This window comes from Bacteroidota bacterium (assembly GCA_020161395.1).
Taxonomy (GTDB): domain Bacteria; phylum Bacteroidota; class Ignavibacteria; order Ignavibacteriales; family Ignavibacteriaceae; genus UTCHB3.
In genome coordinates this window covers 20,300-35,797 of record JAIUOE010000009.1, presented here as the reverse complement: position 1 = coordinate 35,797, position 15,498 = coordinate 20,300, and the positions used below count along the sequence as shown (strand labels likewise).

14 protein-coding genes are annotated in these 15,498 nt (G+C 45.6%); 5 read left to right on the top strand and 9 right to left on the bottom strand.

The genetic code is table 11. The features are described from left to right. Positions 1 to 126 precede the first annotated feature (126 nt). Complete coding sequence (gene fbp / locus LCH52_13445) at positions 127 to 1,158, top strand: class 1 fructose-bisphosphatase (protein ID MCA0389487.1); 1,032 nt, start codon at positions 127 to 129, stop codon at positions 1,156 to 1,158. 67 nt (positions 1,159 to 1,225) lie between these two features. On the opposite strand, the gene LCH52_13440 is transcribed toward fbp, so the two are convergent. From LCH52_13440 to LCH52_13405, 8 genes are all read right to left on the bottom strand, one after another. After that, on the bottom strand, positions 1,226 to 1,492 hold the full coding sequence (locus LCH52_13440) for a hypothetical protein (GenBank protein MCA0389486.1): 267 nt from the start codon (positions 1,490 to 1,492) through the stop codon (positions 1,226 to 1,228). 124 nt (positions 1,493 to 1,616) lie between these two features. Continuing rightward, positions 1,617 to 2,447, bottom strand: a complete 831-nt coding sequence (locus LCH52_13435) for an FAD/NAD(P)-binding protein (GenBank protein ID MCA0389485.1) — start codon at positions 2,445 to 2,447, stop codon at positions 1,617 to 1,619. A 12-nt stretch (positions 2,448 to 2,459) separates the two neighbouring features. Further along, a complete protein-coding gene (locus LCH52_13430; GenBank protein MCA0389484.1) occupies positions 2,460 to 3,488 on the bottom strand; it encodes a 4Fe-4S dicluster domain-containing protein in 1,029 nt (342 codons plus the stop codon). 8 nt (positions 3,489 to 3,496) lie between these two features. Beyond that, positions 3,497 to 4,360 (bottom strand): 4Fe-4S dicluster domain-containing protein, encoded by an 864-nt coding sequence (locus LCH52_13425; protein ID MCA0389483.1) that lies wholly within the window; start codon positions 4,358 to 4,360, stop codon positions 3,497 to 3,499. Then, the gene (locus tag LCH52_13420) at positions 4,360 to 4,827 is read right to left on the bottom strand and encodes a hydrogenase iron-sulfur subunit (protein ID MCA0389482.1); all 468 of its coding nucleotides are present in this window, start codon (positions 4,825 to 4,827) and stop codon (positions 4,360 to 4,362) included. Before LCH52_13420 ends, LCH52_13425 begins: the two co-directional genes overlap by 1 nt. 1 nt (position 4,828) lies before the next feature. Then, the gene (locus tag LCH52_13415) at positions 4,829 to 6,835 is read right to left on the bottom strand and encodes a CoB--CoM heterodisulfide reductase iron-sulfur subunit A family protein (GenBank protein MCA0389481.1); all 2,007 of its coding nucleotides are present in this window, start codon (positions 6,833 to 6,835) and stop codon (positions 4,829 to 4,831) included. Next, a complete protein-coding gene (locus LCH52_13410) occupies positions 6,826 to 7,710 on the bottom strand; it encodes a CoB--CoM heterodisulfide reductase iron-sulfur subunit B family protein (protein MCA0389480.1) in 885 nt (294 codons plus the stop codon). The genes LCH52_13415 and LCH52_13410 overlap by 10 nt, the downstream gene beginning before the upstream one ends. Beyond that, positions 7,707 to 8,252, bottom strand: a complete 546-nt coding sequence (locus LCH52_13405) for a 4Fe-4S dicluster domain-containing protein (protein ID MCA0389479.1) — start codon at positions 8,250 to 8,252, stop codon at positions 7,707 to 7,709. Before LCH52_13405 ends, LCH52_13410 begins: the two co-directional genes overlap by 4 nt. A 262-nt stretch (positions 8,253 to 8,514) precedes the next feature. On the opposite strand from LCH52_13405, the gene LCH52_13400 reads away from it, so the two are divergent. Next, a complete protein-coding gene (locus LCH52_13400; protein ID MCA0389478.1) occupies positions 8,515 to 8,979 on the top strand; it encodes a MarR family transcriptional regulator in 465 nt (154 codons plus the stop codon). 3 nt (positions 8,980 to 8,982) lie between these two features. Here the strand turns inward: LCH52_13400 and LCH52_13395 are convergent, their stop codons facing one another. After that, positions 8,983 to 10,485: a glycosidase gene (locus tag LCH52_13395; GenBank protein MCA0389477.1), complete on the bottom strand. Its 1,503-nt coding sequence runs from the start codon at positions 10,483 to 10,485 to the stop codon at positions 8,983 to 8,985. A 108-nt stretch (positions 10,486 to 10,593) separates the two neighbouring features. Here LCH52_13395 and LCH52_13390 point away from each other — a divergent pair, with 108 nt between their 5' ends. The 3 genes from LCH52_13390 to LCH52_13380 all read left to right on the top strand — a co-directional run bounded on the left by LCH52_13390 (position 10,594) and on the right by LCH52_13380 (position 15,408). Further along, positions 10,594 to 11,058, top strand: coding sequence for an 8-oxo-dGTP diphosphatase (locus LCH52_13390; GenBank protein MCA0389476.1), 465 nt, complete (start codon positions 10,594 to 10,596; stop codon positions 11,056 to 11,058). Positions 11,059 to 11,253: 195 nt separating this feature from the next. Beyond that, the gene (locus LCH52_13385) at positions 11,254 to 12,453 is read left to right on the top strand and encodes an ATP-binding protein (protein MCA0389475.1); all 1,200 of its coding nucleotides are present in this window, start codon (positions 11,254 to 11,256) and stop codon (positions 12,451 to 12,453) included. 99 nt (positions 12,454 to 12,552) lie between these two features. Beyond that, positions 12,553 to 15,408 carry a S8 family serine peptidase gene (locus LCH52_13380; GenBank protein ID MCA0389474.1) on the top strand — a complete coding sequence of 952 codons (2,856 nt, stop codon included), beginning with the start codon at positions 12,553 to 12,555 and terminating at the stop codon, positions 15,406 to 15,408. The last annotated feature ends 90 nt before the right edge of the window (positions 15,409 to 15,498 follow it).

The window sequence follows — 15,498 nt, the reverse complement described above, 5'->3', positions numbered from 1 at the left end:
GAAATCTATGGATATCACTTCCCGAACTTCTGGCATGCAACTAATTTGCTAATCGCTTCATAAACTCTCCTTTTTGTATTATATTTCAGTAGATCAAAAAAAAATACATACGGAGAAGAAATTAATATGTCACAAACACCCTTTATGACACTCGAGCGATATATCATCGAGGAGGAACGGAAGCATCCCGAAGCGACGGGGGCACTCTCAAGGATATTGTCGGATCTTTCAATTGCTGCAAAAATCATTTCGAGGGAAGTGAACAAAGCCGGACTTGTCGAGATACTTGGCTTCACGGGCGATACAAATGTTCACGGAGAATCGGTAAAAAAACTTGACATGTATGCACATGACATGATCTTCAAGGCAATGGATCATGGCGGTCAGCTTTGTATCATGGCATCTGAAGAAGAAGAGGATATCATCCACATCCCCCACCACTTCACTATCGGAAAATATGTTCTTCTGTTCGATCCCCTCGACGGGTCTTCAAATATTGATGCCAATGTAAACATCGGTACGATATTCTCGATCTATAAAAGGGTTTCGGAGGGAGACGGCCCCGGTACACTTGAAGACTGTTTGCAACCGGGGACTCAGCAAGTAGCAGCAGGATATGTAATTTATGGCTCCTCAACTATGCTTGTTTATACCACAGGTGAAGGAGTTCACGGTTTTACGCTTGACCCCTCTATCGGTGAATTTATCCTTTCCCACCACGATATCAGAATACCCGAAAAGGGAAAAATCTACAGTATCAATGAAGGGAACTACAAATACTGGCACCCCGGTTTGAAAAAATATATCAAATGGCTTCAGGAAGAGGACAAATCAACGGGGAGACCCTACTCAACCCGCTATATCGGGTCGATGGTGGCAGATGTGCACAGAACCATTTTATACGGCGGCATCTTTATGTACCCAGCAGACAGCCGGAACCCCAAAGGGAAATTAAGACTGATGTATGAGTGCAATCCTGTTTCGTTTATTGTGGAAGCATGCGGAGGGAAGGCAATAACGGGATATACCAGAGTGCTTGAAGAGATACCAAATTCACTTCACGAGAGATGTCCGATCTTTATCGGAAGTCCTTACGATATAGACAAGGTTGCCAAATTTATTGCCGATACAGATGCAGAACTGGAGAAACCTCTGTAACGGATTCCCCACACCGGGATAAGGAATTACCGGCTGCAGGCAGGATCACCCTTCTGCAGCCCGGTTTTTATAAATCGAATTTCTTCAGTTTTTCGGTAAGAAGGGAAGCGAGATTTTCCTTCGAGATGCCTTCCAATTTAAACTTGCCCGATTTAACAATAATTTCAGGTGCATCGCCCTCTTTGGTTGCATATTTATAGAGCATGTAACCGAGTCTGTTCCGGTCACTGGGCACAGGCATATATTCCTTCAATTCTTCAGCAATAGAATAAACTTTTTTCTCGAGATTATCCTCAGGGAATTCAATGGTTTTTGGTCCGGGAAGTGTTGACATTTTTTCTCTCTAAAATTTTAATAATCCATTACACTAAAATAATAAAGATTGGAATGATAACCACAAAGGTTGGAAAATGAGGGGAGGTTGTCACCTTGTAAAGTGACAACCTCTGAAATAACAATCAGTACTCCTGCGGAAGTTCCTGCAGTTCTTTGTATGAGAAGACGGGACCGTCCTTACAAACATAGACGCTTCCGATGTTGCACCTGCCGCACTTCCCGAGTCCGCACTTCATCCTGTTTTCGAGGGTGGTAATCATATTGTCTTCGGTGAAGCCGAGTTTCTCGAGGACAGGGAATGTATATTTTATCATAACCGGTGGTCCGCAAATGACAGCTACACTGTTTTCCGAAGCGGGAGCAACCTTCTCGACTATGGAGGGGACAAATCCCACTTCACCGTTCCAGTCAGGAGTTTCACCCCCCGGATCTACGGTAACAACGGTCTTTACTCCATCCATCCCTTTCCACTCTTCCAGTTCCCTCTTGTAAACCAGATCGGTAACCGAGCGGGCACCATAGATAATGGTAACATCTTTGAAGCGTTCTCGTAGATCGAGCACATTCCAAATGATGCACCTGACAGGGGCAAGCCCTATTCCGCCTGCGATGAGGACAACATTTTTGCCTTCCATCTTCTCAAGGGGGAAGTGGTTCCCGTAGGGACCTCTCAGTCCGATGATATCGCCTTTGTTCATTTTGTTCAAAGCTCCCGTTACTTTTCCGGCGATCTTAAACGAACATTCGAGATATTCGGTTCGTGTCGGAGGGGAGGCGATACAGAATGTGCACTCTCCCTCGCCGAAAACGGAATATTCGGCAAACTGACCCGCAAGGAACGAAAACTCCTCACGCATCTTTTTGCTTATAAACTGAAGTTTGAAGGTTTTTATGTCAGGAGTCTCCTGAATTATATCTATGATTTCAACGAGTTCGGGTTTGTAAATATTCATTTGATCCTCCTTTCAACCTGCATTTGAATGTGCTAAATGATCAATCTCTTCCACCAGCTCAAGTATGTCGATGGAAACGGGGCATCCGCGCGAACATCTTCCGCAGCCCGTGCACAAGATTTCAGAGAATTTGTCGTTGTAGTATTTGAATTTGTGGGAGATTCTCTGCCTGTATCTCTTTTCGCGGCTGTCCCTGGGGTTGTGTCCCGAGGCATGCTTTGTGAAAAGGGAGAACTGGCACGCATCCCAGTTTTTCGCTCTTACACCCGAGCATGTTCCGCACTGCTCATCCACAATGTCGAAACAGTGGCAGGTCGGACAAACAAAAGCACACTGCCCGCAACTCAGGCAGGTTTCCCCCGCCTCGTCCCAGAATCCATGATCGAAATGGCTGTCGAGCCACTTTTTCACATTGTCATAGTCGAATTTCTTTTCTTCGTGTCCGTTTTTGTTTTCAGCAGGAGGAATTCCCGTATAAGATTCGAAAAAACCTGAGTATTCTTCGATGAATTTCGCACCTTTCTCAGAAATTGTTTTCACGAGGAATGCATCTTCAACCGGAATCATAAAGATATCGGAACCCTTCTCCGATTCCTGCGACAAGCCAACCTCGTTGCAGAAGCACCAGTCATCCCGGTGATTACATTCCGTTCCGATGATTATCGAGTTTTCGACTCTTCGATTGAAGAAATCATCGGCATAATCCCAGTTGAAGACCTTCGAGAGTATGGGAAGTGATGCAGAGTCGCATGGCCTTGCACCGAATACAACGGTCTTTCTCTCGTCAATAACGGGTTCCTTCAGGTCGATGGCTCCGTTATTGTTTTTATAGTGGAACAGGGCTTCCGTTTTAGGGAAAAAATGTTCCTTAAACGAGATGGCTGTCGGAGGTGTATCCGTTTCCATGAATTTGAGGGATTCATCGAAATTTTCAGAGAACCTCTTTCCGTCGGGCGTCACCCCGATAACCCGGTGGTTATCCTTTTTAAGTTGATCGATCAGCCGGGAGAGATTTGCTTTTTCTATTTTCATCAGTTTCATATTGCCTCCTACCTGATAAATTCTTCATGGTCGGAAGTGCTGAAGGTACCAATCAGGGTCGGTGCGTTCATATCCGTTCCGTGTCTGTAGCCGAATTCCTTAAATGCCACCATTCCCATCTTTCTGTTGAGGAGTGAGAGGGGGATGTCAGCGGGACAAACGCGATCGCACTCGCCACAGCCGATACATCTGCCTGCCTGATGGAAGGCACGGATCATGTTCCAGGCGAAATTTGCCCTGTTTGTGGCACTGCTTTCTATCCAGCGGGGTTCTGTTTTATCAACGATGCACTGATCACAGTAGCACATGGGACAAACTTCCCGGCAGGCGTAGCACTTGATACATTTTTCGAACTCCGAGTTCCAGAATTCCAGTCGCTCTTCGGCAGACATTTCCTCGATCTGTTTCATCAGAAGGGCGTTGTTATCTTCGGGGAGTTCGAACTCAACAGACTCTTCAACAACGACATCGTACCAGGCTGGTGTTTTTCCTGCACAGGTTTTGCATTTTATCTGTGTGTTCTCCTTCGAGAATTCCTTGTTCTGATCCTTGACCACTCCGCTGCAGTTCACTCCGATTACATAGAGGTCATCCCGCTTTACGCGGTTTTCCTGAATCAGGGCAGTGATGGCTTTCAGATCGCACGGCTTAACAACGATTCCGATCCTCCCTTCAGTCCGGTTACGAAACCGGTGGAGATAGACAGCCAGATTATTAACTGCATTGTGGTTGTAAGTGAGTTTATCAGTATCCGCCTCTGTGTGAGCGATAAAGGGTTTCAGGTGATGGTGTTTGTCCTCTGTGTAGCCGATGATGAGGGCAGCTTTATTCCCGGAAATGGCTTCACGACAAACTTCATTCAGTCCGTTCATCAGATTTCAACTCCTTCCTCTTCCAATTCGGGAAGTTCGATCTTTCTGGACATTTTCCTGTACTGATCGAAAGGTCCCTTTTTCCTTACGGTTTCGGTTACGCCGTCGATCACATCAACCCACTTTTTCCCTTCGGAAGCTGAGACCCATGAGAAGTGGAGCCGGGACGAGTCGATACCGGCAAACTCAAGCAACTCCCTGAACATTATCCACCTTCTTCGGGCGTGGAAGTTTCCGGCATTGTAGTGGCAGTCACCGGGGTGGCAACCCGAAACGAGTACACCATCGGCACCACTTTCGAACGCTTTTATTATAAAAACGGGATCGATTCTTCCCGTACACGGTACACGAATCAATCTTGCATTTGGCTGTTGTTTCAATCGTGAGGTACCCGCCAGATCAGCTCCGGTATAGGTACACCAGTTACAGACAAACGCTGCTATTTTGGGTTCAAATTTCTCTTCCATGTTATACCTCTGCAAAAGCATTTATCTGGGCGAATATCTGGTCATCTCTAAAGCCGATCAGTTCAATCGACTTTGAAGGGCAGGTCGCATTACATGTTCCGCACCCCTGACAGAGTCCCGAATTTACATGAGCAACCACTTTTTGAAGCTGTCCTTTTCTGTCTCTTATCTCGTTGATGTCAATGGCATTATAGGCACAAACCTTCTTGCAATAGAAGCACCCAGCACAGGTGGAGGGATCCACTTCTGCGACAACGGGCTCCCTTTCGAGCATGTCTGAACCAAAAAGAACCATCGTTTTTGCAGCCGCAGCGGAAGCCATCGAAACACACTCGGGGATATCGCGCGGTGAGTGGCAGGCACCCGCAAGGAAGATTCCACCCGTGGCGGTTTCCACCGGTCTCAACTTCGGATGCACTTCCTGGAAGTAACCATATTTATCGTAAGAGACACCCAGGGTCTGGGCTAGCACTGAAGCTTCGGGCTGAGGCACCATCGCAGTCGCCAGAACGACGAGGTCGGCATCAATCGTGACGGGCATTCCGGCGATTGTATCCTCACCTCTGACGATCAGCTTTCCGTCTTCCTCATATATCTTCGAAACCCTTCCGCGGATATACTTCACATGGTCTTCCTCGATTGCGCGGCGAACAAATTCCTCATAGTTCTTTCCGCCCGATCTGATATCCATATAGAAGACATAAGCTTCACCGTGATGAACCTTGTGTTTGTAGAGCATCGCGTGTTTGGCTGTGTACATGCAACAGATTTTACTGCAGTATGAGATGCCTTTCGATTCGTCGCGGGAGCCGACACACTGGATAAACACTATCTTTTGTGGTTCCTTGTTATCGGAAGGACGAAGGATTTCTCCCGAAGTGGGACCCGACGCACTTGCGATTCTCTCGAACTGAAGTCCGTCAATCACATCTTTGTATTTGCCGTATCCGTACTCTCCGTAGCCTTTATAGATGCTCCCCTCGGGTTTTTTATCGATTGTGTAGAGTTTATATCCCGTGGCAACTATAATGGCACCGACCTCCTCTTTCACGAATCTATCCTGCTGATCGAAGTCGATTGCATCGCGTCCGCAGACGCTCTTGCACAGGGCACACTTCCCGTTTTTGAAATAGGTACACACCTCTCTGTCAATAACCGGGATATTCGGAACCGCCTGAGGGAAAGGGACATACATCGCAGACCGGAAGGAAAGCCCTTCGTCGAATTCGCTGAGAGCCTTTTTCTTGATCGGGCATTTTTGAGCACAAAGTCCGCATCCCGTGCAGAACTCTTCTTTTATCGATTTTGCTTTTTTTCTGATTGTTACGGTAAAATTGCCGATAAATCCATCGACTTTTTCCACTTCAGAATAGGACATCAGTTTAATTTTGGGGTGTTGATAGACTTCGACCATCCTTGGGGTGAGGATACACTGCGAGCAGTCCAAAGTAGGAAATGTCTCCGAAAGCTGACTCATGTGCCCGCCGATTGAGGGTTCCTTCTCAACCAGCACCACTTCATAACCCGCATTGGCTACATCAAGTGCTGCCTGGATTCCTGAGATTCCACCGCCGATTACGAGGGTTCGTTTGGTAACAGGAACACGAATCGGGGAAAGCGGAACATTAAACTTTACTTTTTCAACCGCGAACCGCATCAGGTCGATCGATTTCCTCGTGCCTGCCTTAATGTCATCGTGTATCCAACTGCAGTGTTCCCTCAAATTGGCTATCTCGACCATGTAAGGATTTACACCTGCATCGGCACACGCTTTTCTGAATGTCTTTTCGTGCATGTGGGGCGAGCATGAACCCACCACAACAGCATCGAGACCCTTCTCCCTGATCGCCTGTTTTATCAGGTTTTGTCCGGGGTCCGAGCACATATATTTGTAGTCTTCAGAATGGGCAACCCCCGGAAAATGGGCGCATGCCTCCGCTACTGCATGGCAATCAACTGTTCTGCCGATATTTTCACCGCAATGGCAGACAAAAACTCCTATGCGCATACAACCTCCCGCTTTGTTATTTTCGAAAGGATTGGTTTTACATCAATATAATGCGAATTGATACCGAGTGCAGCAGGGTCGATTCCCATCGCGAGTCCGATAAGTTCGGTAAGGTAGAGGACGGGTATCGGATTTCTTCCCTTGTCCTGATCGATAATGGCAATTTGCCTCATGTCAAGGTTTGAGTGGCACATCGGGCAGGCAACAGCAATTACATCCGCACCCCGCTTTATGGCATCATCAAGTATCTTTTTGCTCAGTTTTACCACAATATCTGTGTGGGCTATCGAGTGAGCGGCTCCGCAGCACTCGGTTTTGAAGTTCCAGTTCACCGTTTTTGCACCCGTTGCCTCCACAATCGCTTCCATCGAATGAGGATCTTCGACATCATCGGCAAGGGCGATATCTGCAGGTCTTACAAGCAGACAACCGTAGTAACAGGCAACCTTCAGGTTTTTAAGATCTGCTGTTATGTGATCCTTCAACTTTTCGGGACCGATCTCTTCAAACACCTGAAGAAGATTGCAGATTTTCATTCCTGTGTTCATTTTGTCTTCGAGCAGTTCCTCGACCCGCATACGGGTTTTTTCATCGAGTCTCATCTCTTTTTGTGATGAGACCAGTCTGCTGTAACAGGCTGCACAGGGAGCGAGAAGTTCGTTTAATCCCTGCTTTTGCGCAAGCAACAGATTCCGTGCCGGTAATGCAACCGAGAGAAGATGGGAAGTGACATGTGCCGAGGTGGCGCCGCAGCAAGACCAGTCTTCAAGTTCATCGAGTCCAATGTCAAGAACTTTAAAAACCTCCTTGAGGGAGAGGTCGGCTTCTTTTCCGGTTCCTTCAGCGGAACATCCGGGATAATAACCGAGATTCATGCCTTGCCTCCTTCCGCTTCAGCGAAAATCTTCCTGATGCTCTTCTTCCCTTTTACTTTTGGAGGAAGCAAACCCAGTTTCCCTTTAATCAAGGTAACGGGAGCCAGGTCGAGGTCCTGGAAAAAATGTCGTGTTTTAAGTTTATATTCGAGGAGGAAGCCGATCTCATAAGATCTGCCGAAGTTTTTTATCTGGTTAAGGAATGATCTGTGGAAAGCCATGCCATCGGGGTCAGGCGGTTTTATTCCATACTCTATTGCCAGTTCACGGAGGGCATCCATGAACCGCGCCATATCGAAACCTTGCGGGCACCTCGTGCTACAAGTCTGACACCCGGCACACAGCCAGATTGATGGTGAAGAAATTGCTTTTTCGTAAAAGCCCAGTTGTACGAATCTTCCAACCCTGTTGGGTGGAGTTTCGGTAAAGTCCCTCACGGGACAGCCCGCAGAACATTTGCCACATTGATAACAAAGTGCAATATCCTGGGACATTATTGTATCTAATTTCTCTCGGAAATTGTTCGGGTCTGTATTTTTCATGGTTGACTCCGTACAGAGAAAGAGGGGTGTTTATCAGAAGTGAAAATAAAGCGATCATAAGATCAGTTTTTATCGCATATTTTAGGATAAATGATATCGAAACTTATATAAACATTTTTTCATAATTGTGAAATCCCCTGTTTTTTCTTTCATACTTCAAACCTCTGACATCATACTTCAACATTATTATTTGAGTAAAGTCTTATTAGTTAGTTGTTTTACAATCGTATAATTTACGGGGTAAAATAATTTAAATAGTGACATGATAGACGAAACAGCAAAAAAGTTTGCGGAATTAACCTGTTCGCTTTCCAGAGAGTGTGGCAGAAAGGAAGAGTTCTTTGCGAGGTGTTATAATCTCACCCCTGCAGAGTTAAGACTTCTGATGCTATTTGGTGAAAGGCATTTTATTTCAATTAAGGAGTTATCCACACATTTGGCTCTAACACCCGGCAGGATAACTCACATCCTCACTTCGCTTGAGGAGAAGAAACTCGTTTCAAGGAAGCAGGACGAGATCGATAAAAGAAGTTTTAATGTTTACCTTACCGGGCAAAGCAGACCCTACATCAATAAGATAAACATGGGGCATATTTTAGTACATAAAGAAATTTTTGACACCCTTGACGAGACCACACGGGAAAATGTGATCATCGTGATGGAGTCGCTGATAACAGCCATGAAGAACTGGGTGGTCAATGAAACCGGCAGAGAAGTAACTGCATAGCGTTCAATAGTAGTTGCCTGAATCTGTGTATTCCTCATCAAAAACGAAAATGTGACTTTTATAAGGAGGAAGGTCGATATACAAACCTTTCTCCAGCACTTCCGCGAGTGATCTTATGTAAATTTTGTCATTAAGCACATCGTTCAAAAGCACTCTGTCATCAGCAATTGAAACCGGGAATTTCAACAGACACTGGGATTGGACGGGCGAGTAGTTTACCACAACAAGAACATTCCTCACTGCGAGTTTCCACTTCCAGGCAAGCAAGTTTGCACTGGATCCATTGTCATCCCACGCACGGTGACAAAAGAGCAGCTCCCAAATACCATCCTTAAAAGCCCTGTCGTTGGTGATTTGCAGCAGTTTTTTGTAGAATTTCTCAACTTTTGGATGAATCTGCGCCTGCGCCTCCCTCCCGAGTTGAAGTGGCTGTTTCTGTTTCCTCCCTTCCCATTGTCCGTCCTGATAGAGTGTCAAACCCGGAATTGTAGTCGCGATTACTGCCGCTGCCATCGATTTATCGTGTCCGAATGCGTGAAGTGCCCTCTCCTCCTCATATTTCTCGACAAATCGAACCGATTTTTGCTGCATATTCATGTCCGCGGTCAGATGACCCCTTATTTCATTTGCACCGTTGTTTTTTAATTTGTCATAAAGCACTTTGTCGGTGGTGTAATCGAACCCGAGATTTTGAAGTGATCTTTCAAGATTCCAGTAAGTCTCGGCTATGAAAATGAACCCGGGATTAAACGACTTTATCTCCTTTATTGCAGACTGCCAAAACTCGTCATTTGTCTCGGGATATTTATGCTGATCTGCCGCTCCGCTCCAGGTGTTTCCAAAAACATTATTAAGAATCAGCATCGACATCGAACACCTTACCCCGTCGCACAACTGACTGATATTCTGCAAAACCCCCGACATGTAGTCGCGGGTGAAGGGATTAAAATAATTCAATTGTACGGTATCGCGCCACGCAGGGAAAAACGGATCTCTTCCATGGGCAAAAAACTGATTTTTATGGAATGGTGATGAGAAGTAGGTATGTGGCTCTTCTTCAAATGATTTTTTGTCGACAGAAAGGAAAATTTCAGGATTGTCCCGCAGCACTCTGCTTGTTGAACCGAAATGGTTGGGCACAAAGTCGAGGATAAGTGCCATTCCAAGGTCGTTAAGTGTCTTCTTAAGTTGGAGAACATCTGCTTCCGAGCCAAGATCGGGATTGATTACATAATCATCGATCGCAAAAGGTGACCCGATTACATCGTCCCGTGTCCAGTCTTTCAATGCGGCATTATATTGTCTCACAAGTTCAGGGGTGAAACAGGTTTCGTCGATATTGTCGCCACAGGTCTTCCACAGCCCGAGCAGCCAGATGAAGTTTATCCCCTTTTCCCTCAGATCGCTCCAAACAGTAACAGGAATATCTTTTATTTTTGCATCAGGACCGAATTTTTTGATCCATACGCGGGTATTTATTTCGTAAAGTTTTGGATTGTTTAGCATGTTAAGTACCCGTTGTTTCTTAAATTTGGGCAGTTAATCAATTAAATTAATAAACCCCTAAATCTCACTGTTAAACCTACAAAACTTTTCGATGAAAGGAAAGTAAAAATGAAACTTGCCACACTTTGTTATGTCAAGGATGTGAAAAACGGCACAACTCTCATGCTCCACAGAATAAAAAAGGAAAATGACATGCATGAAGGGAAGTGGAACGGGCTCGGAGGCAAGTTTGAACCGGGGGAGACACCCGAGGAATGTGTCATCAGAGAGGTAAGGGAAGAGTCGGGACTCGAGATAAAAAATCCCAAAATGGAGGGGTTCATCACCTTCCCGGCATTTGATGACATTGATGACTGGTATGTTTTTGTTTTTACCGCAGAGGAGTTCTCCGGTGACCTGATCGACTCCCCCGAAGGTGTTCTCGAGTGGATACCCGACTCGGAACTCTTCAACCTCAATCTCTGGGAAGGTGACACAATTTTTATGAAGTGGTTCGGCTCGGGTAAGGTATTCTCCGCCAAATTCGAGTACGACAAAGGGGAATTCACCAGCCACGATGTAATCTTTTATTAATGCAGTAATCCAATAATGCAGTAATGCAATAATGCAATAATCCAATAATGCAGTAATATTTTAGGGGGGTTATCTGCGAGATGAAAAGCTGCAGGTCTCATTTTTTCTGCAACGGTTTAAAATTACAAATTAAATGCTTATATTGTTCATTAGTAATGAAAACTTTTGTTCATTAGTAATGAAAAGCATAGTTAAATGATTACATATCAAACACTTACCGATGTAGTGTCCCAACAAAGAGAGTATCTTCTCTCGACCCCAACCGGAATAGCACGGGAAAAGCTCCCTCAAATGCTCCCTCAACCGGGAGTTGCATCAATCATCACCGGAATAAGAAGGTGCGGTAAGAGCACCCTGCTGAGACAAATGATCGAGCAAACTCCGGACTTCAAATATCTAAACTTTGAAGATGTGAGGCTGTTTCAGTTTGAACCGGGTGATTTCGTTAAGCTGGATGAAATTTTCGGGGACTTCAGTGGAGTCTGTTTTTTTGATGAGATTCAAAATATTGAAGGATGGGAAAGATTTGTAAGAACACTTCTCGACAAGGGTAAGAGGGTGGTAATCACAGGTTCAAATGCATCGATGTTGAGCAAGGAACTTGGTACAAAGCTTACGGGCAGGCACCTCGCAACCGAGCTTTTCCCGTTTTCATTCAGAGAGTTTTGTGATTTTTACTCCATCCTGCCTTCAGCGGAGGCGTTTACCGAATATCTGAACAAGGGAGGATTCCCCGAGTATTTAAGAATCGGCGATCAGAATCTTCTTCAGACACTTCTGATTGATATCCTGATGCGGGATATAATCGTAAGAAACGGACTCAGGGAGGAGAAATTTGTGAAGGAACTTGCACTTTATCTGATCACCAATTCCGCTAAGGAGTTTTCATATACTTCACTAAAAAAACTGTTCGGAACGGGATCGGTAAACACGGTAATCTCGATTCTAAACCATTTCGAAGACAGTTATCTCTTTTTTACTCTGCAGCAATTCAATTTCTCTTATAAAAAGAGAATTGTCTCTCCGAAAAAAATATATTCCATCGATACAGGGATGTTGGCAGTAAACAGCTCCACCTTCTCGTCAGACAGAGGGAGAATCCTCGAAAATTCAGTTTTTCTTCACCTTAAAAGGGGTGGTGATGAGATTTTCTATTTCAGGGAAAACAAAGAATGTGATTTTATCACCCGGTCAAAAAACGGAGAGTTCAGGGCAATTCAGGTTTGTTATGACCTGAATGAAGGCAATCTTGACAGGGAGTTGAACGGTCTTGTCGAAGCACTTGCAAAACTGAATCTTGATTCGGGTCAAATCATCACACACAATACCTCCGATTACTTCACAAAGGGAGGTAAATCCATTCTCGTCGTGCCTGCCTGGAAATGGATGGAATAATCGAGTATATCTGTTGTTTTTACCAATTAAATATCCCCTTGTATTTTACAGAATAAATGCAGAAATTTACATTTCCCTTCAACTATAATCGAGTAACAAATGTTTTTCTTTTCCGCGGTTAAAAAAGCCGTCTTTTTGTCCCTTTTTATCGTTTTTGCGATCACCGCACAACAGGTTCCACAGAGAGTAATCTCTAAAGGAAATGTTGATTATCTTTCGAACGAACTGATAGTCAAATTCCGTTTTGCCCCGGCAACTGATGCACAGGGAGTGGCGACACTTTCCTCTTCACTCGCAGAAAAAATGGATTTCCTTAATGTGAAATCGACTAAGACACTCTTCCCGCCAAAAGCGATGGCTTCCTCTGTCAACGGAATCGAAAGAATAATTTCGGTCAAATACTCCGCCGATATCGATCCCGAATTTGCAGCATCAAAACTTTCAAAAGTTGCTGAAATCGAGTGGATCGAGCCCAGAATCGTCTATAAAACGGGATTTGTACCTAACGACCCTTCGTACAACACCCAGTGGTATCTCCCGAAAATCAAAGCTGCTGAAGCATGGGACATCAACCAGGGCTCCCCTTCAATCGTCATTGGAATTGATGATACAGGCGTTGACTGGAACCACCCCGACCTCGCCGGTAACATCTGGATTAACCCGGGCGAGATCGAAAGCAACGGAATTGACGACGACAACAACGGCTATATCGACGATTATCGCGGATGGGATTTCGGCGGCTTGAACGGCACGCCAGACAACAACCCGATGGAAGACCAGCCCGACCACGGAACACATGTCGCAGGATGTGCAAGTGCCGTAACCAACAATAATGTTGGCGTTTCCGGTATCGGTTTCAACTCAAAGGTGATGGCTGTTAAAACCTCCAGAAACGACCAGAGAGACCCCTCTTCAGGCTCCCCCTACATCGTTTACGGTTATGAAGGACTCCTCTATGCAGCCCAAAACGGTGCAAAAGTAATAAACTGCAGTTGGGGAGGTGGCGGTTATTCACTTCTCGGACAAAATATCATAAATGATGTTACGGCTCTCGGATCAGTAGTCGTCTCGGCGGCAGGAAACTCTTCCCTCAGGGATCCGTTCTATCCCGCTGCATACAACAATGTAATGGGCGTTGCGAGCACCACATCCTCCGATCTAAGGTCGTCATTCTCAAACTACGGCACCTATGTCGATGTTGCCTCCCCCGGAAGCAGCATCTACAACACATGGCAGGATAACACCTACGCAAGCCTCAGCGGCACCTCAATGGCTTCACCAATTACTGCAGGACTTGTAGCCCTCACGATGGCACAGTTCCCGAATCTCACTCCCCTTCAGGCAGCCGAAAAAGTAAGGGTTTCCACCGATAACATCGACAATCTTAATCCTTCGTATGCCCTCCTCCTCGGAAAAGGAAGAATTAACGCCCAGCGCTCTCTCCAGTCAAACGATTTTAAGTCGGTAAGAGCGATCGAAACAGTATTTTCCGATGCAGTTACAGGCAACAACGACGGCATTTTCCAGCGTGGTGAAACTATTACTGTATTTGTAAAATTTAAAAACATCCTTAATCCCGTCAGCAATCTGAATGTTACCCTCGTAAGCAAAACAGCAAATGCAACGGTAACTGCGAATCCGACAGTTTCTTTCGGTGCAAAGCAGTCGGGTGATATTTTCGACAATACCGGAAGTCTGTTTCAGTTTACAATATCAACCACTGCCCCTGAAAACTCGGAACTTTCATTCATTCTTGATATGAACGACAGCCCCTACACAGATTTTCAGTGGATTACAACAATTGGTAACCCCACTTATGCCACAACAGTCGGAAACAAAGTTGCCGTAACAGTCACCAGCACCGGTAATCTTGGATATGCCGACTACCCGACCAACTCAAAAGGGAAAGGCTTCGTTTACGACGGCGAAAGCAACATGCTTTTTGAAGGTGCACTCATGCTTTCAACAGCAGCAAATCAGGTAATTAATGCCGCAAGAGGACAGACCCAGAATGTGCAGGACAAAGACTTTCAGTCTGAAATCCCCTTCTCACTTAAAATACCGGGTGTAAAAGCTGATGTCGAGGGATACGGTGCCTTCAACGACAATCTTGCAGGTGGTTCGAAACTCGGACTTCAGGTTAAGCAGCGGTCATACAACTATTCCGCCACCAGCGATGAGGACTTCGTAATCGTTCGCTACACAGTAAAAAACACTTCACAACTGGCAGTTAACGGACTCTATGCGGGTCTCTATTTCGACTGGGATCTTATCGACGGATCAGGTGACAGAACAGAATGGAATGCCGCAGGTAACTACGGAAAAGTCTGGAACAACAGTGCCTCTTTCACCACGAAAGTTGCCGCTGCGTTCATAAGCGGTACCAACTATCTCTTCAGACCGATCATGAATGACGGTTCCGTCGGTGGAATAAATGTTTATGACGGCTACACCGACCTCGAGAAATTTAACTCCCTTTCAACGGGCGTAACAACATCGCAGATTGGTCCCGGCGACATTTCCCATGTAGTCGGTGGCGGACCTTTCAACATAGCACCCGGTGACAGCATCGAACTGGCATTCGCACTCGCAGCCGGAAACTCCGATGCCACCCTCGACAATGCAATAGCAAACGCCAGACTAAAATGGGGTGTGATCACTTCCGTAAAGGAAGTTCAGGATGTGGTGCCCGCTTCATTCGCACTCTTCCAGAACTATCCAAACCCGTTCAATCCCGAGACCAAAATCAAATTCTCGGTTGCAGCTCCCGGTCTGGTAAGCATAAAAGTATATGACATTCTCGGCAACATGGTCACCGAAATCATCAACCGCGAAATGGACAAAGGAGTCTACGAGGCTTCATTCGATGCAAAAGCTCTCAGCTCGGGAATCTACTTCTACGAAATGAAAGCAGGAGCCTTCTCACAAAAAATGAAAATGCTGCTTTTGAAGTAATGCAATAATGCAGTAATCCAATAATGCAATAATATTTGTGGCATCTGATTTTTCGGGTGCCACTTTTTTTTAAGGGGCTTTCCCGTCTCC

What these genes read in the sequence shown, in the direction of transcription:
- LCH52_13380 (MCA0389474.1), top strand. Translation starts at nt 12,553, where the DNA reads ATGTTTTTCTTTTCCGCGGTTAAAAAAGCCGTCTTTTTGTCCCTTTTT.
- LCH52_13395 (MCA0389477.1), bottom strand. Translation starts at nt 10,485, where the DNA reads ATGCTAAACAATCCAAAACTTTACGAAATAAATACCCGCGTATGGATC.
- LCH52_13400 (MCA0389478.1), top strand. Translation starts at nt 8,515, where the DNA reads ATGATAGACGAAACAGCAAAAAAGTTTGCGGAATTAACCTGTTCGCTT.
- LCH52_13435 (MCA0389485.1), bottom strand. Translation starts at nt 2,447, where the DNA reads ATGAATATTTACAAACCCGAACTCGTTGAAATCATAGATATAATTCAG.
- LCH52_13430 (MCA0389484.1), bottom strand. Translation starts at nt 3,488, where the DNA reads ATGAAACTGATGAAAATAGAAAAAGCAAATCTCTCCCGGCTGATCGAT.
- fbp (MCA0389487.1), top strand. Translation starts at nt 127, where the DNA reads ATGTCACAAACACCCTTTATGACACTCGAGCGATATATCATCGAGGAG.
- LCH52_13410 (MCA0389480.1), bottom strand. Translation starts at nt 7,710, where the DNA reads ATGAATCTCGGTTATTATCCCGGATGTTCCGCTGAAGGAACCGGAAAA.
- LCH52_13405 (MCA0389479.1), bottom strand. Translation starts at nt 8,252, where the DNA reads ATGAAAAATACAGACCCGAACAATTTCCGAGAGAAATTAGATACAATA.
- LCH52_13390 (MCA0389476.1), top strand. Translation starts at nt 10,594, where the DNA reads ATGAAACTTGCCACACTTTGTTATGTCAAGGATGTGAAAAACGGCACA.
- LCH52_13415 (MCA0389481.1), bottom strand. Translation starts at nt 6,835, where the DNA reads ATGCGCATAGGAGTTTTTGTCTGCCATTGCGGTGAAAATATCGGCAGA.
- LCH52_13425 (MCA0389483.1), bottom strand. Translation starts at nt 4,360, where the DNA reads ATGAACGGACTGAATGAAGTTTGTCGTGAAGCCATTTCCGGGAATAAA.
- LCH52_13420 (MCA0389482.1), bottom strand. Translation starts at nt 4,827, where the DNA reads ATGGAAGAGAAATTTGAACCCAAAATAGCAGCGTTTGTCTGTAACTGG.
- LCH52_13440 (MCA0389486.1), bottom strand. Translation starts at nt 1,492, where the DNA reads ATGTCAACACTTCCCGGACCAAAAACCATTGAATTCCCTGAGGATAAT.
- LCH52_13385 (MCA0389475.1), top strand. Translation starts at nt 11,254, where the DNA reads ATGATTACATATCAAACACTTACCGATGTAGTGTCCCAACAAAGAGAG.